The sequence below is a fragment of the Dactylosporangium sp. NPDC005572 genome (assembly GCF_040605515.1).
In the GTDB taxonomy this organism is placed as follows: domain Bacteria; phylum Actinomycetota; class Actinomycetes; order Mycobacteriales; family Micromonosporaceae; genus Dactylosporangium.
In genome coordinates, this window is the sequence record NZ_JBEXCY010000055.1 from 35,515 (window position 1) to 58,951 (window position 23,437).

At 70.8% G+C, this 23,437-nt stretch carries 19 protein-coding genes and 1 pseudogene; 8 read left to right on the top strand and 12 right to left on the bottom strand.

Annotated features, from left to right (window positions below):
• Positions 1–106 precede the first annotated feature (106 nt).
• Both ABZS66_RS25515 and ABZS66_RS25520 read right to left on the bottom strand, forming a co-directional pair.
• Positions 107–1,021 (bottom strand): hypothetical protein, encoded by a 915-nt coding sequence (locus ABZS66_RS25515; protein WP_354761714.1) that lies wholly within the window; start codon positions 1,019–1,021, stop codon positions 107–109.
• Positions 1,022–1,139: 118 nt separating this feature from the next.
• Positions 1,140–1,313 (bottom strand): annotated as a pseudogene (locus ABZS66_RS25520) (pentapeptide repeat-containing protein); the annotation flags it as partial.
• 274 nt (positions 1,314–1,587) lie between these two features.
• On the opposite strand from ABZS66_RS25520, the gene ABZS66_RS25525 reads away from it, so the two are divergent.
• The gene (locus tag ABZS66_RS25525; protein ID WP_354761716.1) at positions 1,588–1,971 is read left to right on the top strand and encodes a hypothetical protein; all 384 of its coding nucleotides are present in this window, start codon (positions 1,588–1,590) and stop codon (positions 1,969–1,971) included.
• Positions 1,972–1,990: 19 nt separating this feature from the next.
• On the opposite strand, the gene ABZS66_RS25530 is transcribed toward ABZS66_RS25525, so the two are convergent.
• Entirely contained in the window at positions 1,991–2,644 is a 654-nt protein-coding gene (locus ABZS66_RS25530; protein ID WP_354761717.1) for a GNAT family N-acetyltransferase, read from the bottom strand.
• A gap of 225 nt (positions 2,645–2,869) precedes the next feature.
• Here ABZS66_RS25530 and ABZS66_RS25535 point away from each other — a divergent pair, with 225 nt between their 5' ends.
• The gene (locus tag ABZS66_RS25535) at positions 2,870–3,535 is read left to right on the top strand and encodes a Type 1 glutamine amidotransferase-like domain-containing protein (RefSeq protein ID WP_354761719.1); all 666 of its coding nucleotides are present in this window, start codon (positions 2,870–2,872) and stop codon (positions 3,533–3,535) included.
• A gap of 182 nt (positions 3,536–3,717) precedes the next feature.
• The gene (locus ABZS66_RS25540; RefSeq protein ID WP_354761721.1) at positions 3,718–4,287 is read left to right on the top strand and encodes a DUF1349 domain-containing protein; all 570 of its coding nucleotides are present in this window, start codon (positions 3,718–3,720) and stop codon (positions 4,285–4,287) included.
• Positions 4,288–4,348: 61 nt separating this feature from the next.
• Here the strand turns inward: ABZS66_RS25540 and ABZS66_RS25545 are convergent, their stop codons facing one another.
• The gene (locus tag ABZS66_RS25545) at positions 4,349–5,188 is read right to left on the bottom strand and encodes an aldo/keto reductase (RefSeq protein WP_354761723.1); all 840 of its coding nucleotides are present in this window, start codon (positions 5,186–5,188) and stop codon (positions 4,349–4,351) included.
• A gap of 285 nt (positions 5,189–5,473) precedes the next feature.
• Here ABZS66_RS25545 and ABZS66_RS25550 point away from each other — a divergent pair, with 285 nt between their 5' ends.
• Positions 5,474–6,490 carry an endonuclease/exonuclease/phosphatase family protein gene (locus tag ABZS66_RS25550; RefSeq protein WP_354761725.1) on the top strand — a complete coding sequence of 339 codons (1,017 nt, stop codon included), beginning with the start codon at positions 5,474–5,476 and terminating at the stop codon, positions 6,488–6,490.
• Positions 6,491–6,580: 90 nt separating this feature from the next.
• On the opposite strand, the gene ABZS66_RS25555 is transcribed toward ABZS66_RS25550, so the two are convergent.
• From ABZS66_RS25555 to ABZS66_RS25565, 3 genes are all read right to left on the bottom strand, one after another.
• Positions 6,581–7,144, bottom strand: a complete 564-nt coding sequence (locus ABZS66_RS25555; RefSeq protein ID WP_354761727.1) for an aspartyl/asparaginyl beta-hydroxylase domain-containing protein — start codon at positions 7,142–7,144, stop codon at positions 6,581–6,583.
• Between the two features lie 90 nt (positions 7,145–7,234).
• Positions 7,235–7,660, bottom strand: a complete 426-nt coding sequence (locus ABZS66_RS25560) for an NUDIX hydrolase (protein WP_354761729.1) — start codon at positions 7,658–7,660, stop codon at positions 7,235–7,237.
• A gap of 41 nt (positions 7,661–7,701) precedes the next feature.
• Positions 7,702–9,936, bottom strand: a complete 2,235-nt coding sequence (locus ABZS66_RS25565; RefSeq protein ID WP_354761731.1) for an Hsp70 family protein — start codon at positions 9,934–9,936, stop codon at positions 7,702–7,704.
• A 232-nt stretch (positions 9,937–10,168) separates the two neighbouring features.
• On the opposite strand from ABZS66_RS25565, the gene ABZS66_RS25570 reads away from it, so the two are divergent.
• A complete protein-coding gene (locus ABZS66_RS25570) occupies positions 10,169–11,701 on the top strand; it encodes a protein kinase (RefSeq protein ID WP_354761733.1) in 1,533 nt (510 codons plus the stop codon).
• 12 nt (positions 11,702–11,713) lie between these two features.
• On the opposite strand, the gene ABZS66_RS25575 is transcribed toward ABZS66_RS25570, so the two are convergent.
• The gene (locus ABZS66_RS25575; protein ID WP_354761734.1) at positions 11,714–12,478 is read right to left on the bottom strand and encodes an FHA domain-containing protein; all 765 of its coding nucleotides are present in this window, start codon (positions 12,476–12,478) and stop codon (positions 11,714–11,716) included.
• Between the two features lie 143 nt (positions 12,479–12,621).
• Positions 12,622–13,620, bottom strand: coding sequence for a M23 family metallopeptidase (locus tag ABZS66_RS25580; RefSeq protein ID WP_354761736.1), 999 nt, complete (start codon positions 13,618–13,620; stop codon positions 12,622–12,624).
• Positions 13,621–13,973: 353 nt separating this feature from the next.
• On the opposite strand from ABZS66_RS25580, the gene ABZS66_RS25585 reads away from it, so the two are divergent.
• A complete protein-coding gene (locus ABZS66_RS25585; protein WP_354761738.1) occupies positions 13,974–16,448 on the top strand; it encodes a hypothetical protein in 2,475 nt (824 codons plus the stop codon).
• Positions 16,445–18,724 (top strand): hypothetical protein, encoded by a 2,280-nt coding sequence (locus tag ABZS66_RS25590; protein WP_354761740.1) that lies wholly within the window; start codon positions 16,445–16,447, stop codon positions 18,722–18,724. The genes ABZS66_RS25585 and ABZS66_RS25590 overlap by 4 nt, the downstream gene beginning before the upstream one ends.
• Before the next feature lie 63 nt (positions 18,725–18,787).
• Here the strand turns inward: ABZS66_RS25590 and ABZS66_RS25595 are convergent, their stop codons facing one another.
• From ABZS66_RS25595 to ABZS66_RS25605, 3 genes are read right to left on the bottom strand one after another with little or no spacing between them, the layout of a single operon-like run.
• On the bottom strand, positions 18,788–19,609 hold the full coding sequence (locus tag ABZS66_RS25595) for a carbohydrate ABC transporter permease (protein WP_354761742.1): 822 nt from the start codon (positions 19,607–19,609) through the stop codon (positions 18,788–18,790).
• Positions 19,606–20,505, bottom strand: coding sequence for a sugar ABC transporter permease (locus ABZS66_RS25600; protein WP_354761744.1), 900 nt, complete (start codon positions 20,503–20,505; stop codon positions 19,606–19,608). Before ABZS66_RS25600 ends, ABZS66_RS25595 begins: the two co-directional genes overlap by 4 nt.
• 22 nt (positions 20,506–20,527) lie before the next feature.
• Positions 20,528–21,952 carry an ABC transporter substrate-binding protein gene (locus ABZS66_RS25605; RefSeq protein WP_354761746.1) on the bottom strand — a complete coding sequence of 475 codons (1,425 nt, stop codon included), beginning with the start codon at positions 21,950–21,952 and terminating at the stop codon, positions 20,528–20,530.
• A 430-nt stretch (positions 21,953–22,382) separates the two neighbouring features.
• On the opposite strand from ABZS66_RS25605, the gene ABZS66_RS25610 reads away from it, so the two are divergent.
• A partial coding sequence (locus ABZS66_RS25610; protein ID WP_354761748.1) for a glycosyl hydrolase family 8 occupies positions 22,383–23,437 on the top strand: 1,055 nt, incomplete at its 3' end.

A 23,437-nucleotide genomic window follows, 5' to 3' on the forward strand; every position in this document is an offset into this window, starting at 1 on the left:
GTCGTTGGCGTGCGAGGGCCGGACGCAGTTCGTCACCTGCCGTCTGTTCCCGGTGGGCTGGCGGCGGCCGCTCAGTTCGGCAGTGAGCAGCCGCCGCGCACCCCGGTCACTGCGGGAAGTCGCCGGGGTCGACCGAGTCGGTGTCGGCGTTGCCGCCGACGCTGGCCTTGAGGGTGATCTCCCAGGTCGTGTACTGATTGTTCGTGGTCTTGAAGTCGAAGGTGTCGTCGAACTTCTCGAACTGGCAGGAACGGGTGAAGCCGGCGACGCCCGGGTCCCAGTCGACGCCGGTGGCCAGGTACACCTGATAGGTGCCGTCCTTGACCCGCTTGACCTTGTACGTCTTGCCGGCCGAGACGTAGACCGTCCAGGCCGCGACCTTGGCGCCGTTCGGGACGAGGCTCACGACGACGTCGGTCTCGCTGCCACTGTTGTTGACCGTGAACTCGCCCGAGCCGTTGAGGGTCCCCTTCTTCACCATCGTGCCGTTCGCCAGCGTGCGGCTCTGCTGAGCGACCGGTGCCGGCAGCCACGCACCGAACGTGAAGGCGGACCCGAAGGCCTTGACCGCCTCCCGCAGATACGTCGCCGACTGCGACCCGCTCACCTGGGCGACCACCGAGGAACCGGCGCAGACCTTGCCCGACTTCACCGACCCGGCCAGCGCGCTGAAGTCGCTGCTCAACGACTCGAACGCCCGCTTGATCTGCTCGTGGCCGGCCGCCGCCTCCTTCGGCGGGGTGACGTCCGCGAACCTGGGCCCGCTCGTCTTGACCGCCTCGGCCAACGCCTGCGCGGCCTCGGCCGTTGACGTCTGGTTCTTCGCCGCGGCGACCTTCTGCCACGCCGGCCCCATCAGCCCGTCGACCTCGGTCAGCAGCGTCTGATACGCGGTGGCGGTCAACGGCTCCGGCGCCTTGCCCGGCGATGAGCCGCCGGGCGCACCCTGGGAAGTCGGGTTCTGCTCGTCACCGCCGACGAAGGCCGCGACCCCACCGACACCGCACAGCAGCAGGAGCACGACGGCGACGACACCGACGACCAGCTTGCCCCTCGACCGCTTGGGTGTGACCTGGTCACCGGTCGGCCACCCTGGGCCCGGGCCGCCGAGGACAGCACCGGTGGCTGGCGCGCTCCAGCTAGGAGGGGTGGCGGGCGGCGGCCCGTACGCGGGCATGCCGGAGGTCGGTGGCCCGTATGCGGGCGTGCCCGAGGTCGGCGGCCCGTATGCGGGCATTCCCGAGGTCGGTGGCCCGTATGCGGGCATGCCGGAGGTCGGCGGCCCGTACGCAGGGATGCCGGAGGTCGGCGGCCCGGAGGTAGGCATGCCGGGGGACGGCGGGTTCGGTCCAGGGACGTCAGGCCTGCTCCACGCAGGAAAGTCCGGATTCGGGCCGGCGGGGGAGGGCGGCGTTGTCACGCGAGCACGGTACAGGTCGAAATGCATGTGCATGAGCCCGTGACCGGTATCTGGTCCGGAAAGTGGCCGCCGCCACGAATGCGAACTCGATCGGTCGCACGCTCATGCCGCGTTCCGGGCACTACAAATCGTGACGGCCCAGCTGGCGGCTGGCGACACTGAAGCCAATGTATACGCGGCATATCACGGCGTGGTGGCCGGGAATCGCCGCCGTGTGCGGGTGGCAGCAGGACGCCTCAGGTGGCTGGTCGGATTATCGGATGGCGATGCTGGATGTCTGGTTGAAGCTGCCGGAGTTCGGCCAGGAAGTTGTCAAAGTAATGTTCGCCGGCTTGCTCGTTCTCGACACGGGCGGCGAGAAACTCCACGAGCCTGGTATCTGCGCAGGCAGCGGCCGCGAACGCCGCCGCCTCCAACGGCCCCGTGCCCTGTGGCAACACCGGCCGGAACCGGCCCCACCATTCAGGGTGCCCATGGCCGAGGTGGATGTCGCGATCCGCGCGCTACGCGGCGTGACGACTGCCACGGACCTTGGCGAACTGAGCCGATGAGCGGACACCGGGAGGGTGCCTAAGTCCTCGCCAGGCGTTCGGACAGGTGCGCCTTCGCCGCGGGCCATTCGGTTCGGAGCATGGTGTAGACCAGCAGGCTCGGCTCGCCGATGACCTGCGGTTCGCGGCCGTCGAGGTTGGCGCCGATGCGGGTGATCGCTTCTTGGGAGCGGACGTTCTGCGGGCTGATGCGCCATACGACGGCTGCGTAGCCAAGCGTGTCGAAGGCATAGGTCATCGTCAGGAGCTTCGTTTCGGTATTCGCTGCGGTACGCCACCATTTCCTGCCGAACCACGTGCCGCCGATCTCGATGCGCCCGTCGGCGCGATGCCAGCTGTGCAGATTCGTGGCGCCGATCGCTGTTCCCTCGTCACGAGCCAGCACGGCGAACGCGACTCGCTTCCCGTCGTCCACGTCCTTGATGCGTCTGGACACGATCTGCCGAAGTTCCGCTTCGGTACCCGGAGTAGGTGCGCTCAGCCAGCGCCACACTTCGTCGTCCCGGCCGCCTGCGCCGAACAGGGCGGGCACGTGGGACTCGGCAAGCGGCTCAAGACGTACATAGCGGCCTTCAAGGACTGTCGAACTGGGCGCTACAGGCATGGCGGGGACGCTACCCAGCATCCCGCTCATGCCGCCGACCGCGAGCGCAAGGTCGGCAAGCTCCGTCACGCCGCGTGACGAACGTTCGGCGCCGGCCGGGAGCGGTCGTCGCGACAGGAGCATCCGGCGCGTCTCGGTCAGGTTGCATGTGCTGTTCGAGATAGAACCGGATGCGGCATTCGCCGCGGCGGTCTCGTGGACCTCCGGAGGGCAGGCGCCCGTCTTACGATGGGTCCGGGTTCGGTCCCTGCCCGTTGGGCGCAGCTACCTTCCGCTCACGATCTTGGAGATGCCTTGAATCTTTTGCTTACGTCCGGCGGTGTGACGAACCCGAGCATCCACTCGGCGCTCTTGCAGCTTCTCGGTAAGCCGGTCTCCGAATGCCACGCTCTTTGCGTCCCGACAGCACAATGGGGTCACCCGATGTGCGGACCGGCATCGGTGCGTGGCTTCGTGGCCGCCGACCCCGCGCCCGATTGGCAGTACCTGTCCGGCCTGGGCTGGGCTTCGCTCGGTGTCCTCGAGCTCACGGCGCTACCCAGCATCGGCGCAGAGCGATGGGTTCCGTGGGTCCGGGAGACCGATGTGCTGCTGGTCGACGGCGGCGACGCGACGTACCTGTGTCACTGGATGCGAGAGTCCGGGCTGGCCGATCTGCTGCCCTCGCTGCCCGACACCGTCTGGGTGGGGGTGAGCGCGGGAAGCATGGTGATGACGCCCCGGATCGGTGCGCACTTCGTCGAATGGCCGTCGGCGCCCGACGACCGAGCTTTGGGAGTTGTCGACTTCTCGATCTTCCCGCACCTGAACCTCTTCCCCACGAACACCTTGGCCGACGCCGAGCGGTGGGCGGCCGACATCGGCGTCCCGGCTTACGCCATCGACGAACAGACGGCCATCAAGGTCGTCGACGGCTCCGTCGAAGTGGTTTCTGAAGGGCAGTGGACGAAGTTCGGGTGACTGTCACGTCGGCGGCCATCTGGATCCGCCGCGAAGCGCTCGCCACCCATCGTCACGGCGATCCACGCCTGCCGGCGCGCGACTCCGGCCGATGACCGGATGTGCCGTGCTGAGCGTCCTTCGAGATCGGACGGCGTCGTAAGGGTCTGCGCGGGGGCCGCCCGGCGATTACGCTCTGCGCCGTGCTGAAGAACATGTCGTGGTTGAACGAGCCGCGTGACTGGTCGCTGGAGGACGGCGTCCTGCGCGCAGTCACGGAACTGAGGACCGACTTTTGGCGCGAGACGTTCTACGGCTGGACCACCGACAACGGGCACTTCTTCTACCAGCCGACGACTGGTGACTTCACTGCCGAGGTCATCGTGTCTGCCACGCATACGACACGGTTCGACCAGGCCGGCATGATGATCCGAGCCGACGAGCGCAACTGGCTGAAGACCGGCCTGGAGGTCACGTCGGGCGCTGTGCAGATCAGCACAGTCTTCACACGTCAGTTCTCAGACGTGTCGATGGCGCCGATCGCGGGGGTTCCCAGCGAGGTCTCGATGCGAGTCACCCGCTTCGGCGCCGCAGTGACCGTGCACTGCCGCAGCGGCGACGGTCCCTGGCAGTTGTTGCGCCTTGGTTATCTCGACCTTCCCGCCACTGTGGACGTCGGCATCATGTGCTGCTCGCCAGAGCGTGCCGGTCTGCAAGCTACATTCCGGGATCTTCGCATCGGGCCGCCGATCTCCCGGGAAAACCTCGAGTAATTCGCCACGCGCGTGACGTCAGAAGCGAGATGGGCGTCGTCCTGGAACCGGGACAAGAGCCCTACGCCGACTTGTGCAACTGCTCCAAGCGGGCGCAGTGGGCTCGGGTCAGATGGAAACGTTCCGCAGCGAGATTCTCCTCCAGGTGACTCACCCGGGCAGTGCCGGGGATCGGGAGCATGACCGGCGATCGACTCAGGAGCCAGGCGAGCGCAACCTGTGTGGGAGTGGCACCGAGCTCAGCCGCCACGGCGGCGATTTCGGCCTTCGCCCCCGACGCTCCTGCCGCGACAGGACGCCATGGCAGAAACGCGATCCCCGCCCGCTCGCAGGCCGTGAGGACGGGTTCATGCTCGCGGTCAAGCACGTTGTAACGGTTCTGCACGCTCGCCACGTCAACGATCTTTCGTGCCTGGTCGAGTTCGGCGACGGTGATCTCGGACAGCCCGATCCGACCGACTTTGCCCTCGGTCCGGAGGTCCCGCAGCGCGCCGAGCTGGTCGGCGAGCGGCGTCTCCGGATCGACACGGTGCAGCTGAAGCAACTCGATCCGCTCGACGCGCAGTCGGCGCAGCGCCTGCTCGACTTGCGCGCGCAGGACAGCTGGCCGCCCGTCGAGCCTCCACTCGCCTGACGGGCCTGATCGCGCAACGCCGACCTTGGTGGTGATGAGCAGCCCATCCGGGTAGGGGTACAGGGCCTCGGCGAGGAGTTCCTCATTGGTTCCCCCGCCATACAAGTAGGCGGTGTCGATCAGCGTGACGCCCAGCTCGACGGCTCGCCGGACCAGCGCGAGAGAGGACTCGCGGGCCGGGACCGGCTCGGTGGGCAAGTGCATGGCCCCGAACCCGAGCCGCCGTACCTCCAGATCCCCGCCGATACGAAACGCGGTCGATGTCATCCGCTCTCCCCCCGCTGAAGGGACAACGCTAACAGCGCAGTCTGGCCACGTCTGTCCGGAGTTGGAACCGGAGCCCCGCCATGAGCCGACAAGTAACGGCCAGTTCCCCGGTTCCGTCCGCACTGCACGTGGTGAGTGCTGCGGCGCACTCTTCTGCCGCTGACTGCGCGTTCTGGCCGGTACCGAGGAATCGTACGACAGGCCCCGCTGACCGCTGCAGGGCTGGCAACTGAGCGGGTGGCGGGTCGTCGCGGCCGATTTGCCCATTCCCCTACCCTTGACGGGATGATCAGCACCGAGGAATCCCTGCCGCTCGCGTCGCCTGCCGTCGACCCCCGGCGGCGCCGGTGGCTGACCGTGCTGCTGTGGGTGCTCATCGCGCCGTTCGCGGTGTGGGCGGCGGCGCGGGTGTTCGGCCTGGAGCGCGGCTACCCGACCATCCAGCTCATCGCCTTCACCCCGTATGTCGCGGTGGTCTCGGTGGTGCCGCTGGCGCTCGCGGTGCTGACGAAACGGATCTGGCCGGCGGTCGCGGCGGCGGTGGTGGCGGTCGCGTTCGCCGCGTGCATCCTGCCGCGCTGGGTCGCCGATACCGACGCCGGGGGTCCGGCAGGGCCGACGCTGCGGGTGATGACCGTCAACATGCTCTACGGCCAGGCCGACCCCGGCCAGATCGTGCGCCTCGTCCGCGACGGCGCCGTCGACCTGCTCGCCGTCCAGGAGTACACCGAGGAAGGGCGCACCGCACTGCGCGCGGCCGGGCTGGAGGAGACACTGCCCGACGCGGTCACCTATCCGCGGGCCGATGCGGGCGGCTCGGCCGTCTACAGCCGCTTCCCGCTCGCGGACAAGGGATACCGGCAGCTCGCCGGCGGCTTCGTGCAGGCACACGCCAGAGTGCAGGTGCCAGGAGCCCAGGAGGTGTACGTCGAGTCGGCGCACCCGTGCGCCCCGATGGGCCGCGCGTCGGACGCCTGTTGGCTGGCCGATCTCGCGGCGCAGCCGGCGGCCACCCCGAGCGGGCCGGTCAACCTGCTCATGGGCGACTTCAACTCGAGCCTCGACCACAAGGCGTTCCGCCGGGTGCTGGCGAAGGGGTACCACGACGCCGCCGACGTCGCCGGTGCCGGACTCTCCCCGTCGTGGCCGTACGACAACCGGTGGTACTTCCCGAGCGTGACGCTCGACCACATCCTCGCCGACGAGCGCGTCGGGGTGCGGAAGGTCGTGCTCCATCGGGTCGCGGGGAGCGACCACAGAGCCGTGTTCGCCGAACTGGTGCTCCCGAAGGCCGTCGGCTGAACCGTCCGGAAGACTGCGGGGTGACGTCTCGATCTCGCTCGGCCCCGACGAGGTACTCGAGAACGTTCGCGTTGCCTTGGGCTTGGGCTGCTAATTCTGGTCTCGGGTTCGGCGCCGCACAGCGGCTGCCACCTCCGGCGGCAGTTCGTCGACTTCGTCCATGGTCCGCCCGGGTCGGAGGAAATCGAACAGCAGCACCGTGCGCGTGCTCGCGGAGTAGTTCCACGCCTCATGATCGACGGTGTCGTCGAAGACGAACAGGCCTCCTTCGCGCCAGGGCCGGGTCTGCGAGCCGACCCGCAATGCGCAGTCGCCGTCCGGCACCACCAAGCCCAGGTGAGCGCGGTAGACAGTCGTGACCCAGCCCTGATGGGGCTTGATGTGCGTCCCGGCAACCATGCGGGAGAAGCCCGCGGTCGTGAGGCCCGGGATCTGACTCAACGCGTCTGCGGTGCGCGGGCAGTTCGCCAGCGCCGCGTCGATGCGGGTGCCGAACGCGACGAGTCCGTAGACGCTCCAGCCGGTTCCGTACATCTCGCGTTGTACCCAGGGCTCGAACGATTCGTCGCCCAGCGTCAAACACTCCGCCCGGATGTCTCGCCATGCTCGGCGAAGATCGGCCAGGAACGGGAACTGGTCACCGTCAATGAACACGCCGAACCTCCACCGACCGGTGTCAGACGCCACCACTCATGCGCTGGACAGTACCGCACCGTACAGACGTTTCTGGGCCATGAGTCGCGGTCAGGCCCGGTGCTCGGCAAGGACCCTGCGGAACATCGCAAGGTAGCTGTCATGGGCCAAGGACAAATCTCCGAGTGCGTCTTCCGTGAACCACGCGATGGCATCGTGTTCGTCTGGCGCGACGTTGACCGGAGACCCCGTCCACGCTTCGATCAGCCAGATCTGCATGTCGAACGTGTCGCCATGAACTTCTTGCACGGGCGGACCCAACGGCGCCGCGATGTCGATGCCCAATTCCTCTCGGAGCTCTCGAGCAAGTGCCAAGCCAGGAAGTTCCCCGGGCTCCACGTGGCCACCGGGCAGATCCCAGACGTCGGGATACCAACGGCGCTGGGGAGATCGGTGACACAGCAGTACTCGGTCGCCGTCCCGCAGCAACGCCGTGACGATGCGAGCCTTGGGAGCGTCTTCCACGGAGATCGACACGGGTGCATTGTGCCGTGCCGAACGGCGGCCGTGCTCGGGGGCTAGCTCGCGATCCGCCAGATCCGGCCGGTTACCGCGCCGACCGCCAGCAGGGACCCGTCGGGCGAGAACGAGACCGACGTGACGCGCTCCCGCGTCGTGATCGACATGAGGCGCTCGCCCGTCGCCGGGTCCCAGACGGTGGCCACGCCGTCGTCGGTCGCGATGGCGAGCCACCGTCCGTCCGGGCTGAACGCCCCGCGCTCGACGATCCCGCGCCGGTCGGCGGCGTCGCGGTGCCGTAGTTCGACGACCGGCTCGCCGGAGTGGGCGTCGAGCACCACCGATCCGAAGTGCGGCCAGTGCAGCGAGACGATCCGGTCGCCGGCGGGGCTGAACAGCAGCCGGCGGGCCAGGTACCGCTTGAACCGCCGCAGCAGGTGGCCGGTCTGCAGGTCCCACACGGACACCCCGTCGATGTCGGCGGTGGCGAGCTCACGCCCGTCCGGGCCGAACGCGACCGACCGGACCTGGCCGCGGTGGCGCAGCGTGTGCCGCTTCCGGCCCGTCGCCGCGTCCCAGACGACCGCCCGGTCGTCCCCGCCGGCGGTCGCCATCCACCGCTCGTCGGGGCTGATGGCGGCGTCGAAGACGATGCCCTTGTGCGGCAGCGTCAGCAGGCGCTGCCCGGTGGCGACGTCCCACAGGCGGGCCGTCGTGCCGCCCGCCGTGACCAGCCGGTGCCCGTCGGCGGTGAACCGCGCCTCCATGAGGAACGTGGTGTGCCCGGCCAGCTCCCGCAGGGCCCGGCCGGTCCCCGCCTCGCGCAGGACCACGCCGGTCGCCGTGGCCGTGACCAGGTGGGTGCCGGCCGGGGTGAACGCCGCCAGGTAAGCACCGCCGAGCCCGGGGAGCTCGGTGACCAGCTGCGGCTCGTCGAGCAGGTAGCGCACGCCGGGGGCCGGCCCGGTCGCGGCCAGCCACTGCCCGGCGGCGACGGGCCGGTCCGGGCCGGTCGCCCAGCCGGTGAGTACCCCGTCGTACGGCGGTGCCAGCAGACGCCACCGGGTGCCGGTGCCGTCGCGGGCCACGGCCAGCGAGGCCGCCGGCGCGAACCGCTGGCCCGCGGCGGCGAGGGTCCGGACCAGCCGGCCCCCGCCGGGCAGGGCCCACCGCAGCTCGTCCCGTCCGGGGACCTTGACCTCCGGGTCGAGGCCGGCGGGTGCGTCCCGGCCGGCCAGGACGGCGGCGCCCTCGACGACGGCCAGGTCCGGGTCCTCGGGCCGGCGGACCGGCCGCCCGAACGCCGCCCCGACGGCGTCGGCGACCGCCGGCATTCGAGAGGTACCGCCGACGACGAGCACGGCGGTCAGCTCGGCCGGCCGCACTCCGCAGCGCCCCAGCAGCTCCCGGCAGCAGTCGACCGTACGGGCCAGCACGCCGGCGGTCAGCGACTCCAGCTCGGCCCGCCGCAGCAGCAGCGCAGGAGCGACCGCGGTCACGTGGTCCTCGACCTCGGTGTCGTCGGTGAGCTGGTGCTTGGCGGCGCGGACGAAGTCGCCGAGCTGCATCGCCAGCCGCATCCGGGTGAGCCGGTCGCCTTCGGCCGGCACCAGGCTGGCCGACAGGTCCGGCCCGCCGATGGCGAGCACGTGGGCGGACAGCAGCGCGTCGATGTCCCGGCCGCCGGCGTCGTCGAGGGCGGCGTGCCCGGCGACGGCGAAGCCCTGCGCGCCGAACCGGACGAGGGCGGTGTCGAACGTACCGCCGCCGAAGTCGTACACGAGCACCAGGTCGCCGGGGCCGAAGCCGGCGCCGGCGACGGGGGCGAGGCTCGCGGCGACCGGCTCGGCGAGCAGCTCGACCTCCTCGAACCCGGCCAGCGCCCCGGCCTCGAGCATCACCGCCCGGCGCGGGTCGCCGTCGCCGTAGGACGCCGGCACGGTGAGCAGCAGCCGGTCGACCGGCCCGCCGTGCAGGTCGGCGGCGTGCCGGGCGAAGGCCGCCAACATGGCGGCGACGAGGTCCCGCACGGCGAACAGCTGCTCGCCCAGCGGTACCGGCGCGCTCTGCCCGAGGTCACGCTTGAACTCCGCCCGGTAGCCGGGCGGGTCGGCCCGCTTGCGGCGCTCGGCGGCGGTGCCGACGAGCAGTTGCCCGTCGCGGAGGCTGACCGCCGACGGCCAGGAGTAGGAGCCGCTGCCGGACTCCTTCAGCAGCCGCACGCCGCGGTCGGACACCAGCGCTGCCGCCGACGTCGAGGTGCCGAAGTCCACCACCAGGATCGGGCCGTCCACCATGCCAGGTTAGAGCGGCACCGGTCCGCGAAAAGTTCCGGGCCGCGGGGAGCGCCGGTGGCCGAAGCGGGACGTGCCGAGTCCTCCTGGCCGATGGACATCAACGACGAACGATCACCGAATCCGCGCCAGAGCGGACGAAAGATCCCACCCATTGACCCGGCGCGCCGGCATCGTGTAAAGGTCCCATCGATGAACGGCATTCTCCCGATGTCCTTGGGGCGGAGGACCGATGACCGAAGCGCGTTGGACGGTGCGGGTGCCGGATGGTTACCGCGTCGGTTCGTGGCGGGTGACCCGGGGGCTGGCCAGCGGCAGCTGGAGCGCCGTGTACGCCGCCGTGCGCGACACCGGTGAGCAGGCGGCGCTCAAGTTCATCCCGACCGGGACGCTCACCTCACGCCAGCTGTCCCACCTGGCCGACATGGCTGGTCGCGAACTGGCCGTGCACCGCCGGCTCAGCCATCCGAACCTCGTCAAGCTCCTCGACAGCCTGGTCGTCGACGACCCGGCGGAGCCCGAGCTCGACGGCGCGACCGTGATTGTGCTGGAGCTCGCGGAGCGCACTGCGGCCACGGCGCTCGCCGCGACCGGCGGCGGGCTGCCGGCGGCGAGCCGGTTGATCACCGAGGTGTGCGCCGGCCTCGCCTGCCTGCACAAGGCCGGCTGGGTGCACGGTGACCTCAAGCCGAGCAACATCCTGCTGATGGCCGATGGCTCCGTCCGGCTTGCCGACTTCGGCCTTGCCGCGGAGCTGGACGGTACGCACGCCTACCTGCCGCCCGGCGGTACCGCGGACTACGTTCCGCCGGAGCGTTGGGCCGAGGGGCTCCGGCCGGGTGGTGTCGCGGTCCGGCAGACCGCCGACATCTGGGCTCTCGGGGTCACCGCGTGCCAGCTGCTCACCGGGCAGCTGCCGTTCGCCGGCGTCACGTCCCGGGCCCGTACTGCGGCCGCCCGCCAGTTCGCCGAGGGTCGCGCCGCGCTCGCACTGCCGGACGGCCTGACGCCGCAGTGGCGGGCGTTCATCGTCGACTGCCTTGCGCCGGATCACCGCACACGGCTGCGGCACACGGCCGAGAGCCTGCGGCGCCGCGCGGGTGACGCGGTGGCGAAGGCCGGCGTGCCGGCGCGCCGGCCCTGGCAACCCGCCCGCCCCCTGGCGCTGGCCGGCATCGCCGCGGTGATGGTTGCGGGCGGCGCGACGTACGCCAGCCGCGACCAGGCGGCCGGCGCGCCGGACCGGGTGGCCGGGTCGGCCGGTCCGACCGCGATCGGTTACGAGCGGTACTTCCGCACCGACGCGGACATCCCGCGGCAGTACTACGACCTGATCATCGAGGCGGGCACGAAGTGCCCGAACGAGCCGGCGGTCACGCCCTATCTCGTCGCCGCGATCCTCAAGGCGGAGAGCAACTTCGACCCGGACCTGAGCGACCCGGTGCAGAACGAGTACGGCATTGCGCGTTGGACGCCGAATGTCCTGCAGTACTACCTGCCGCCCGCGCAGCGGGAGACCGAGCCGAAGCCGCCGTTCCCGCCGGAGATGTCCATCCCGCCGATGGGCGACTACCTCTGCCGCTTTGCGCCGCTCCTGCACGACGTGCCCGGCGACCCGATGATCAATCTGGTCGCGGCGTGGCGGACCTCGGAAGCCAAGGTGCACGAAGCGGGTGGTGTGCCGGATCGGCCGGCCCTGCGCGAGTACATGCCCCGCCTGCAGGCGGCCCTCGACACGTACCGCCCGGTACCCCGGCCGTCCTGACCAGCCTGCCAGTCAGGACGGCGGCAGCAGCGTGAGGTGCTCCTCGCGCACCAGGTCGAACTGCAGCGCGAGCGACACGAGTGCCGCGCGCTGCCAGTCGGCCTTGTCCGGCTCGTTGGCGGCCACCGCCTCGGCGGCGGACGCCCTGACCCGCAGCTTGGTGCGGGCCAGGTAGTCGATGTGGAAGTTGACCGCCGATCGGGACAGCCCGGCCCCGCCGAGCCGCTTGAGGATCTCCGGTACCGTGCGGATCACCGGCGAGGACGGGTCACGCAGCCGCGGTTCGCACAGCGCGACGAGCACCTTGAAGTACTTCGCGGTCTCGTCCAGCGGGAAGGCCATGCGGGTCGAGTCGGCCGGACCGTCGGGCTGCGCCTGGTGGTCGGCGTAGAGGTGCTGCGGGGCGAACACGTAGAAGGCGGACGGCCGGCCGGTGCTGGGCACGACGACCCGCGCGAACTCGAACGGGACCGGCATGTCGAGCCGGCGCGGGGCGACCTTGACGAACTCCCCGCCGCCTTCCGGGTTCTGGATCACGAAGGTGGTGCGCTGGCTGAGGTTGCTGATCAGCCAGTAGTCCTCCACGGCGGTGATTCGGCCGGCGAGGCGGGAGACGGCCGCGTCGGGCAGCACCAGGTCGACCTGGGTGTCCCGGCTGCCGCGACCGAAGGTCGCGGACGTTCCGGGCGCGAGATTGAGCACCGTCGGCGGATCGTCGGCGCTCTGCACGACGATGCCCCGCCCGGACTCACCCGGTGCTGCGCGGTTGCGCTCCATGCCGCGATCGTAGGTGGGCCATCCTGTACCGTGCGAACGCGGCGCCGTGACCTGGCAGTTTGGGGGTGAACTACCGGACTGCGGCGGTCGCGGAGGGGGCGCCGCGCTCCGGAGGCGCGGCGCCCAGTGTCACCGGGGTCAGGTCAGCAGCTCGGGATGGAGACGCCGTTGTCGGCGAACCCCTCGTCGTTACCCCAGTTGCTCAGGAAGTAGGCGGAGACGTACTGGTTCTGCCACGACGACCCGCTGTCCAGGTCGGTCTTGAGCCACCAGTGGTTGTAGCTGCTGCCGCTGCGGATCTCGCGTCCCCAGACCTTGCAGTAGACGTAGTTGCTGCCGCCGTAGAGCCATCCGGACAGCGTGGTGGACCACGCCGAGGAGAAGCCGGGCGCGTCGCCGTACGTCGTCACCCAGTACTGCTGCACCGGCTTGGCACCGCCGGAGCAGGTGGGGATCGTGACGCCGTTGTCGGTCAGGGCCTCGTCGTTGCCCCAGTTGCTCAGGTAGTAGGCGGAGACGTACTGGTTCTGCCACGGCGACCCACTGTCAAGGTCGGTCTTGAGCCACCAGTGGTTGTACGAGGTGCTGTTGCCGACATTGCGGCCCCAGTACTTGCAGTAGACGTAGTTCGTACCGGCGTTGAGCGTGCCGGTCTGGGTGGTGCTGGTCGCCGACGCGTAGCCGGGCGCGTTGGCGTAGGTGGTGACGTTGTACGGTCCGCCGCTCGGCGGAGGGGTGGTCGGCGGCGGGCTGCCGCTGGCGAGGTTGACCCCACGGGCCGACATGAACGTCATCGGGTCGGTCGTGTTGTACTCGCTCATCGACGTCCCGACGTGCGTCTGGAAGTGCAGGTGCGGTGCCCCCGAGTTGCCCGTCGAGCCCACCCGGCCGATCACCTGCCCCGTGCTGACGCTCTGACCGACGGACACCAGCGGCTGCGAGACCATGTGGCAGTAGAGGGTGCCCTCGTTGGTGGAGTGGCGAATCCCGACGTACCAGCCGCACCCGTTGTCCCACTGGGCCTGCTCCACGACGCCGCCCGAGGCCGCCCGGATGTCCGTGTTCGTCGGTGCCATGATGTCGACGCCGTTGTGGCCGGGCTGCGGCCCCGTGTATCCACCGCTGGTGGTGTAGTTCGCCAACGGCCTCACCCAGCCCGCCGCTTGAGCCGGGCCGGCCAACGTGACCTGTACTGCTGCCACGGACGTGGTCATCAGGACCGCCGCGACCGCGAGTCGTCTCACCTTCCTTGCCCATTGGGACGGTGCCGACGTGCGTGCTTCCATGAGTTCCCCGATCGTTCGCCTGAGTGACTGCACCTACGTCCCTCCACTGTGGATTCCGCAGGACCGGCCCGGCACCGGGATCTCCTATCCATCGGGGAGGGTGGACAGGCCCACGTCTGTGGGCGACACACAGTGTGTCGAGGGGTGCTGCGCCGCAGTACCTGGAACCTTACGGGTGCCGGAAAAGCGGCAGAAGCTACTCTTGTCGCATGCCCGCTCACGGCGTGCGCCGCCTGTGCGTCGCAGTCGACATCGAGAAGTACAGCCATCGGGGCGCGCCCCGGCACGCCGCCGCGCAGGGCCGGCTTCTGCGGGTGCTGGGCGTCGCCGCGGCGGCGGGCAACGTACCGCGATCACTGTGGATCAGGCAGCCGAGCGGTGACGGTGAGCTGAGCGTCCTGCCGGCGGGCATCGACGAGCCGCGGTTCGTCCGGGGCTTCGTGGCGGCACTGCGTGACGAGCTGGCCGCCCCGGGTGGCGCGGCCGGCGCGGGCCTCGAACCGCTGCGCCTGCGCGTGGCCATCCACGAGGGACCCGTCGACGAGGCCGACAACGGCTTCGCCGGCGACACCGTCATCGACGTCTGCCGCATGTGTGACGCCGCGCACCTGCGCAAGGCGCTCGAGCGCCACGCCGGATCGGGCTTCGTCCTCGCCCTGTCCGATCCGGTCTACCGCGGCGTCATCACGCCCCGCTACGGCGGGCTTGCCCCCGAGGACTTCTGGCCCGCGACGCTCGTCACCAAGGACCGGTCGCTCTCCGTGCACCTGCACGTCCCTGATCCGGCGGTACGCACGGAGCCCCAACCGGTCCCGTCGGTCCTGCGGGAAGCGGGCCGGTACGCCGTCGTGGCCGCCCCGGTCACGTTTGACGGCACGCGCCCCGACGTGCGGGCGGCAGGTGAGATCGCCGGCTCCCTCGGGGGTGTCCTGAGCGTCCTCGGGTACGAGCTTCCGCAGGGTGTCCTGGTCGAGCCCGACGCAGGGCAACTGTCGCAGGCGTTCGGTCTGGCCGCCGCCGCGGCGCGGGAGCAGGCGGCCGTCGTTGTGGGCGTGATCAGCCACGCCGAGGCCGGCCGCAGCGGGCGGACGCGCATCGCCCCGTCGGGCGGCAGCCCCTCATACGATGTGGATGCCTGGCTGGACGACGTCGAGGACGCCGACGTGGCCGCGCCGACCCTGCTGGTGCTCGACGCCTGCCACACCGACCATCTCATCGTCAGCCGTACGCAGCTCGCCGGCGACCGGCGCACGTGGATCATCTCGGCCCTGGGCGGCGGGGAGGTGTGCGCGGGGCGGCTGACCCGCGCGCTCACGTCGGTCCTGTGGGACCTGGCCGACGGCGAGCTCGACCTCGACGAGACGGTACGTCACGTGCCGCCGCAGCGGATCCGTCGTGAGATTCAGCGGGTCCTCGACGCCGCCGGGGAACAGCCGCCGCTGCGGGTCGTCGGCGTCGACGGTGTGGGCGAACCGCCGTTCTTCCCGAACCCCGCACACGCACGTGACCGGCCCGGCCCGCTGTCGGCCGCCGCCGGGGACTTTGCCGCTCACCTGGGCGACCTCGCCCTGCTCGGCGGGGTGCGTGCCCGCGACGGCGCGCTCGGCCTCCTCGGCGAATGGCTGCACGAACGAGCGCAACCGCCGCTGCTGTTCATCACGGGCCGCGCCGGCGCCGGCAAGTCGGCGCTGCTGAGCGTCGCGGCCGGACTCACGGACGAGGGGCTGCGCGCCGGGGCGCCCGGCGTCTTCGGCGCGCTGCCGGGCGGCTGCGGCCCGTTGGCGGCCGAGCACCCGCATGCGCTGGTCCAGCTGCGCGGCCGGTCGGTGGACGAGCTGACGGTGCAGGTCCGCCGCGCGATCGACCCCGGCGCCGTCGACGCGCTCGACGACATCGAGGGGCTGCTGTCGGCGTTCGGGCGGCTGAGCGTCGCACCCGTGCTCGTCGTGGACGGCCTCGACGAGGCGGCCGATCCGGGCGCGGTCGAGGCGACCCTGCTGCGCCCGCTGCTCACCACCGCCGGCTGGGACGGCCGGCCGCTGTGCCGCATGCTGGTGTCCGCGCGGCCCGACGAGCGCTGGCGGTGGCTGCGCGCGCTGCCCAGGTACATCGAACGGGACCTCGACACCGCCGTCGAAACATCCCTCGGGGCGCAGCTCGCCGCGCTCGCGGCCCGGATCGTGCGCGCCGAGGGCGGCTGGGCCGAGCCGTGCGCCGACACGTTCGGGCAGGCTGTCGCGGTCCGGCTGACGACGGAGCAGCCGGAGGTCGGCGAGTTCCTGCTCGCCCGCGCCTACGCCGAGCAGGCCTCCGCGGTGCGCCCGATGCTGTCCGACGCCGCCGCAGCCGAAGGCCTCGGGTCGGCCGTCCCGACCGGCATCACCACCATGCTGCGGCTGGATCTGCTGCGGGTCGGGACGTCCCGCTGGCTCGGGCCGCTGCTGGCCGGCTTCGCGCAGGCCCGCGGTGACGGTATGCCGGCCGAGATCGCGGCGTTGATCGCCGAGCGGCTGGCCGGGGAGCCGGCGGCGCCGGACGACCTGGGCCGGGCCGCCGCGCAGGCGGGCTTCTACCTGCGCCGCGCGGTGGACACCGACGGTACGCCCCTGTTCCGGCTCTACCACCAGAGCCTCGTCGACGCCCTGCGCCAGGATCCGCAGCTGCTGCTGGAGGTGGCCCGATGACGACTGAGCTGGCCGTGCGAGCGTGCCTCGACGCCCTGACCGGCGCGGTCCGGCCCGACGACGACGGCCCGGCACGGTGGGAGACCGCGTCGCCCTACGTGCTGCGCCATATCCTCGAGTACGCCCGCGAGCTCGGTGAGGTCGACGCCCTCGTCACCGACGCCGGGCTGCTGACCCACGCCGACCCGTCGGCGGTGCTCGCCGCGTTGGCGGCGGTGTCCACCCGAGCGGCGCGGTCGGCGGCGGCCGTCTACCGCACCTCGGCTCACCAGCACACCGCCCTGCCGCCGCAGGAGCGCCGCCGCCTGCTGCAGCTCGACGCGGTACGCCTCGGCGACCTGGCGCTCGCCGGGGCGCTGGCGGACGGCAGCGGACCGCGGTGGCGGACACGGTGGGCCAGCGGGTCGTCGACCAGCCCCGACCAGCTCCGCGTCCTGCGGGCGGCGACGTTCACGGCGTGGACGGCGCTGTGCGTGCTCGACCTCGCCGGCCGCCCGACGGCCGTGGTGTCCGGCGACGACGGCCAGCTGCGCCGGTTCGACCTCGCCACCGGGCGGCAGGCCGGCCCGCTGATCCCCACCGGCGCGGCGCAGGACGTCCTCGCCGGCGCGGTCGGCCCCGACGGCCGGCCCCGGATCCTGGCCGCGCGCGGCGGTGTCACGCAGAGCTTCGACGCACTGACCGGCATGGCGGTGGCCGCGCCGATGCACTTCGCCGCCGGCGGGTTCACCAGCGTGCTCGGGCCGCTGTGGCTGCACGGCCGGCTGCCGGTGGTCCTCGGCGGCACCCAGCGGCTGGAGGTGCGCCACCTGCTGACCGGCGAGCTGCTGGCGGCGACCGAACCCGTTGCGCGCTGGGTCTACAGCCTGCTCGTCCTCGACGGCGCTGTCCCGGTCGCCGTCACGGGCGGCGGGGACGGCGCCGTGCGTACCTGGGATGTCGTCACGATGCGGGAGACCGGCGAGCCGCTCGTGAGCCACGAACAGCCGGTGACCGCCCTGGCGTCGCTCGTGGTCGACGGGCGGACGCTGCTGGTCAGCGGCAGCGACGACGGCACGGTGCGCACCTGGGACCTGGGCCGCCGTGAGCTGGTGAGCGTCACGCCACGGCTCGGGCTGCGCGTGCCCGCCCTGACCGTCGCGTCGCGGGCCGGGCGGCCCGTCGTCCTGGCCGGACACGTCGAACCGCGGGAGATCGACGTGCTCACCGGTACGCCGCTGCCCGCGCGGCTGCCCGGCCACGAGGGCAACCTGGTGGGCTCCGCGGTCGTCGCGGTCGACGGCGCGCCAGCGGTCGTGACGGCGAGCCGCGACGGCACGGTACGCCTGTGGCGCGTCCCGGAGCCCGGCAGCGCGCCGCCGGCGGCCGGTGAGGTTCCCGGACCCGGCGTCGTGTTCTCCGTGGACGGTCGGGTCGAGGTGCTCTCCGCCGACCGGGAAGGACTGGTCCGGTGGCATGTCGCCGATCCCGGTGGCGCGCGGCGGATCTGGCGCGCACACGAGTCCCGTGTCCTGTGCGTGGCCGGCGGCTACGCGTTCGCCCAGTCGCAGGCGGCGCTGTGGCGCGTCGACCTTACCACCGGGGAGGTCCAACGGCTCGGCAGCCTCGCCGGGACGCACGCCGTCGTATCGGTACGCCATGGCCGCCCGGTCGTGCTTGCCGACGACGTGCGCCGCGGCATCGCCATGTGGGACGCCGCGACAGGTGAACCGGTCGAGCACGGCCTCCAGCCGTTCTCACAGAGCTTCCAGGCCGTCCACTCCGGGCACACAGGGCTGGTCTCCGCACTGGCCGTGTGGTCCGCGGCGGACGGCTACCGGCTGGCGGCCGTCGAGCGGGGCGGCCCGCTGCGGCGGTGGCGGCTCGACACGGGCACAGCCGTCGACCCGCCGCTCCCCGTCCCCGTCACCGGAGGACTGCAGCAGCTGCTGCCCTTCCGCTGGGACGAGCGCCAGTACGCCCTGCTCGCCGCCTCGGACCAGCGGGCCGTCCACGTCATCGACCTCGACACGTGGACGGTCGAGGAGCCGACCGTCGTGCCCGGACCTGTGACGGCGTGCGACGTGGGGCGACTCGGCGATCGCCCGGTCGCGGCCGTCGCCACCGCCGACGGTGCCGTGCACCTTGTCGACCTGCGCCTGCGGCGGGTGCTCGACCGCATGATCCTGCCTGGACCGGCGCGGGCGCTGACGATCCTGCCCGGCGGGCTGGCTGCGGCGTTCGCGGCTGACACCGCCGTGCTCGACCACCCGGAGCTGTCTCCCGACGACCGCTGACGTTCGCTGCTGGGCTCGGCCGCGGACCGGCTCGCGACCGTGGTGCGGCGGCTGGCAGCCGAGTCAACCTTTGACTCCCGTCAGCGTGACACCCTGCACGAAGGCGCGCTGGGCGAAGAAGAACACCACCACCACAGGGATTATCGTCAATATGGTCGCCGCACTGACGAGGTTCCACTGCACGTGATGCAGGGTCCGGAACGACGCGAGGCCCAGCGAGAGCGTCCAGTTGTGTTCATTCTCGCTGGTGTACAGCAGGGGACCGTAGTAGTCGTTCCAGGCGTAGAAGAACTGGAACAGCGCCGCGGCGGCGATCCCGGGGCGGGCCATCGGCAGCACGACGCGCAGCAGCGTGCGCCACTCGCCGCAGCCGTCGACCCGGGCCGCGTCGAGGTACTCGCCGGGGATGGTGAGCAGGAACTGGCGGAGCAGGAAGATGGAGAACGCGTCGCCGAACAGCATCGGCAGCACCAGCGGCCAGAGCGTGCCGGTGAGGCCCGCGTTCGCCCACATGAGGTACAGGGGGATCGTCGTGACCTGTGGCGGGATCATCATCATGCAGACGATGACGACGAGCACCGCACCCTGCCCGCGCCAGCGCAGCTTGGCCAGGGCGTAGGCGGCCGGCACGCTCGACAACAGCATGAACAGCGTGGCGACGAGCGAGTACAGCACCGTGTTGAGCAGGTACCGCGGCATCGGCGTACGCGCAAAGACCTCGGCGTAGTTCGACGGGTGCCACGAGGACGGCCAGTACGACGACGTCAGCGCCTGCGCGTCGCTCATGAACGAGGTCAGCAGCAGAAACCCGACCGGCGCGACGAACATGACGCACAACGCGATCGCAAGGCTGTGCCGGGCGACGAACACCAAGGTGCGGTTCACGAGGCACGCTCCGGGTTGATGGTGCGGCGCAGCAACAGCAGCGACACCGCGAACGCGACGACGAACAGCACCACGGCGAGCGCGTTGGCGTAGCCGAGGGCGCCGTACCGGAAGCCGACGACGTACAGCCACAGCGGGTACGTGAAGGTCGACCCCTCCGGGTAGCCGAACGTCGAGGAGATGCCGGCGCCGGTCGTCGCCTGGCCGCTCGCCGCCGACGCCGCGACGGCCGCCTGGGTGAAGTACTGCAGCGTCGTGATGACCCCGATGACCGCGGTGAACACGACGACGGGCGAGATGTGCGGCAGCGTCACGTGGCGGAACCGCTGCCACGCGTTCGCGCCGTCCAGCGCCGCCGCCTCGTGCTGCGCGGCCGGCACGTCCAGGAGCGCGGCGAGGTACAGCACCATGACATCCCCGACGCCCCACAGTCCCAGCAGGACCAGCGACGGCTTCGACCAGTCCGGTGAGTTGAACCACAGCGGACCATCGATGCCGACGTGCCCCAGCAGCGTGTTCACCGGCCCGACGCCGGGCTTGAGCAGATAGACGAACGCCAGGGTGGCAGCGACCGGCGGGGCGAGCGCGGGCAGGTAGAAGATCGTGCGGTACACCCCGCTGCCGCGCTTCAGGGTGGTCAGCAGCAGCGCGCTGCCCAGCCCGCCGAGCATCCGCGCCGGCACCATGAAGACGACGAACCACAGCGTGTTCTTCGCCGCGATGTTGAGGAACGCGTCGTCGAACAGGTGCCGGTAGTTGCGCAGCCCGACCCACTCCGGTACGGAGACCAGGTCGAACTTCGTGAAGGAGAAGTAGACCGCGGAGCCCAGCGGGTACAGGAAGAAGACCACGATGCCGACCGTCGCCGGCGCCATGAACGAGGCGACGGTCAGCATGTGACGCAGCTTCGGGTGCACGCTACCCGCCCAGTTGCAGCAGCGAGTTGACCTGCTTGTCGACGCCCGCGAGCCCGGCGTTCAGGTCGGACGCGCCACCGCTCTGCCAGCTGTCGCAGAAGTTCTGGAACGTCTCCTGGTAGGCCGGCCCGGCCGAGGAGGGCGGCGTCGTGGTGGTCTTCGGGTGGTTGAAGATGTCGACGAACGTCTTGAACTCGGCGTCCATCTTCAGGTCGGGCGAGGCGAGGGCATCCTTTGTGGACGGGATGTTCTTCAAGCTGTTGGACAGCTTGACGATCGCCTTGGTGTCGGTGGTGAGATACCGGATGAGCTCCCACGCCGCCTCGGGGTTCTTCGCGGTACGCGAAATGCCGATGACGTTGCCCGTGACGTATCCGGCGCCGTAGCGGTCCGCGGTGGACGCCGGCATCGGGGCGACCCCGAACTGCAGCTCCGGCGCCTGGTCCTTGGCGAACGCGATGCGGTACTCGCCGTCGATCGCCATCGCGACCTGACCCTTCTGGAAGGCGTTGGCGTCGGAGTACTCGTCGCCGAGCGACGCGCGGAACGCCTCGAGCTTGTCGTAGCCGAACCAGTCCACGAGATCCTTCTGCCACTTCAGCAGCTGCGGCCAGCCCGGGTCGGCGCCGATCGCCGACGAGCCGTCGCCCTTGAGCCACTGCGCGCCGACCATCGGGCCCAGGTGGGACGGGGTGTTCTCGTAGAAGCCGAACAGCGGCAGGAATCCGGCCGTCTGGATGCTGCCGTCCGGGCCGCGCTTGGTCAGCTTCTTCGCGTCCTCGGCGAACTCCTCCAGGGTCTTCGGAGGGCCGGCGATGCCCGCCTCGGCGAAGAGTTTCTTGTTGTAGTACAGCCCGTACGCGTCGGCGAGCACCGGCATGGAGCACCGCTTGCCCTTGTACTCCGTGTACTGCTTGACGGTCTGCGGGAATGCGTCCATCGACACCTTGTCCCGGGCGATGTACTGGTTGAGGTCGAGCCACGCTCCACTGGCGCAGAACTGGCCGACGATGTCGGTGGAGTAGGACAGCCCGACGTCCGGCCCTTGGCCACCACCGATCGCCTGGGTCATCTTGGAGTCGTCCTGGCCCGACTTCACCACGACCTTGATCTTCGGGTGGGCGGTCTGGAAGTCCGCGACGACGGCGTCGATCGCCTCGGCCTCGCGGTCGGTGAAGAAGTGCCAGAACTCCACGGTGCCGGAGACGTCCGCGCCGGGATCGGCGATCGGCTTCTCCTTGGTCCCCGGGGTACAGGCCGCCAGGACGAGCGTCGCGGCGGCGAGGATGGTGAGACGACGCAAGGCATCCTCCTCAGGACAGGGTGGGCGCAGTGCGGCGAGGAGGGTCTCGCGCACCGCGGAGACCGCCGCGCCGGCCGCGCCCGGCAGGGGCGCGTCGTCGTCGACGGTGCAGACCGCGATCACCGTCTCCGGAAGTTCTGGTGATCCGGGTGGGGCGTGAACTTCCGGCGACTAATAGGCAGACTGACTAACAGTTGCGCGCAAAGGTAGGCGCCTTCACCGGCCTCTGTCAATGGCCGGAACCGGTGGATCGGCAACGCCCGTCGGCTCGGAGGTCGACGGTGTCCGGGCCGCCGTCGGTGTTCCAGGGCCGGCGGCGGGGCCCCCGTGGTCGCGTCGGCGTTCTCTAGGTCGGGCGTCGCCACGGGTGGGACCGGCAACCGGATTGACGGTTGACATGACCGTCGATGCGATGGTCCCATTTCTAACTATCAGGCAACCTGCCTAACAATTCTCTTCTCTCAGCCGGTAGCTGCCGCGCCGGTCGATGCAGCGTGCCCCGGACCGCTCGGCCAACGCCGACCGACCCGGAGTCGCCCGCCATGGAGGATCGATGAACGTAACAGGAACGCGAACGGCACGCCGCTGGATCACCGCCCTGATCGCCGCCGGGGTGGTGGCGACCGTCCTGCGGCCTTCGCTGCCTGCCGAGGCGGCCACCACGAGATACGAGGCGGAGAACGCCACAGTCGCGGCCGGCGTCGTGGAGTCCAACCACGCCGGCTACAGCGGTACCGGATTCGTCAACTACGACAACGTCGCCGGCTCGTCAGTGCAGTGGTCGGTGACCGCCGCGGCCGCCGGCAGCGCGACGCTCACCATCAGGTTCGCCAACGGCACGACCACCAACCGGCCGATGGACATCGCCGTCAACGGCACGACCGTCGCCGCGGCCTCGGCGTTCAACGGCACCGGCACCTGGGACACCTGGCAGAGCAAGACGATCACGGCCGCGCTCAACGCCGGGACCAACACGATCCGGGCCACGGCGACGACCGTCAACGGCGGACCGAACGTCGACTGGCTCGAGGTGGACCAGGCAACGGGCGGCCCGGCGGTCCCCTTCGGCAGCCACCGCTTCCCGTACGCGGCCGGCACACTGCGCCCGAGCGGCACGCAGGCCGCCGTGGACCAGGCGGTCGTCACGTACTACAACAAGTGGAAGGCGGCGTTCGTCAAGCAGAACTGCGGCAACGGCTGGTACCAGATCATCTCGCCGGACGCCGATCATCCCTACGTGGCCGAGGCGCAGGGCTACGGCATGGTCATCGTGGCGACCATGGCCGGCGCCGACCCGAACGCGAAGACCATCTTCGACGGGATGGTCAAGTACATGCTGGCCCACCCGTCGGTGAACAACCCGGACCTGCTCGCGGCCGAGCAGGACGCATCCTGCCGCAGCGTCAACGGCTCCGACTCCGCCACCGACGGCGACCTGGACGTCGCGTTCGGGCTACTCCTCGCGGACAAGCAGTGGGGCAGCACCGGGACGTACAACTACAAGCAGCTGGCCGTCAGGCACATCAACGCCATCAAGGCCAGCGAGGTCAACCCGACCACGCACCTGCTGCTCCTCGGCGACTGGAGCACCCCGGGCGACAACCTGTA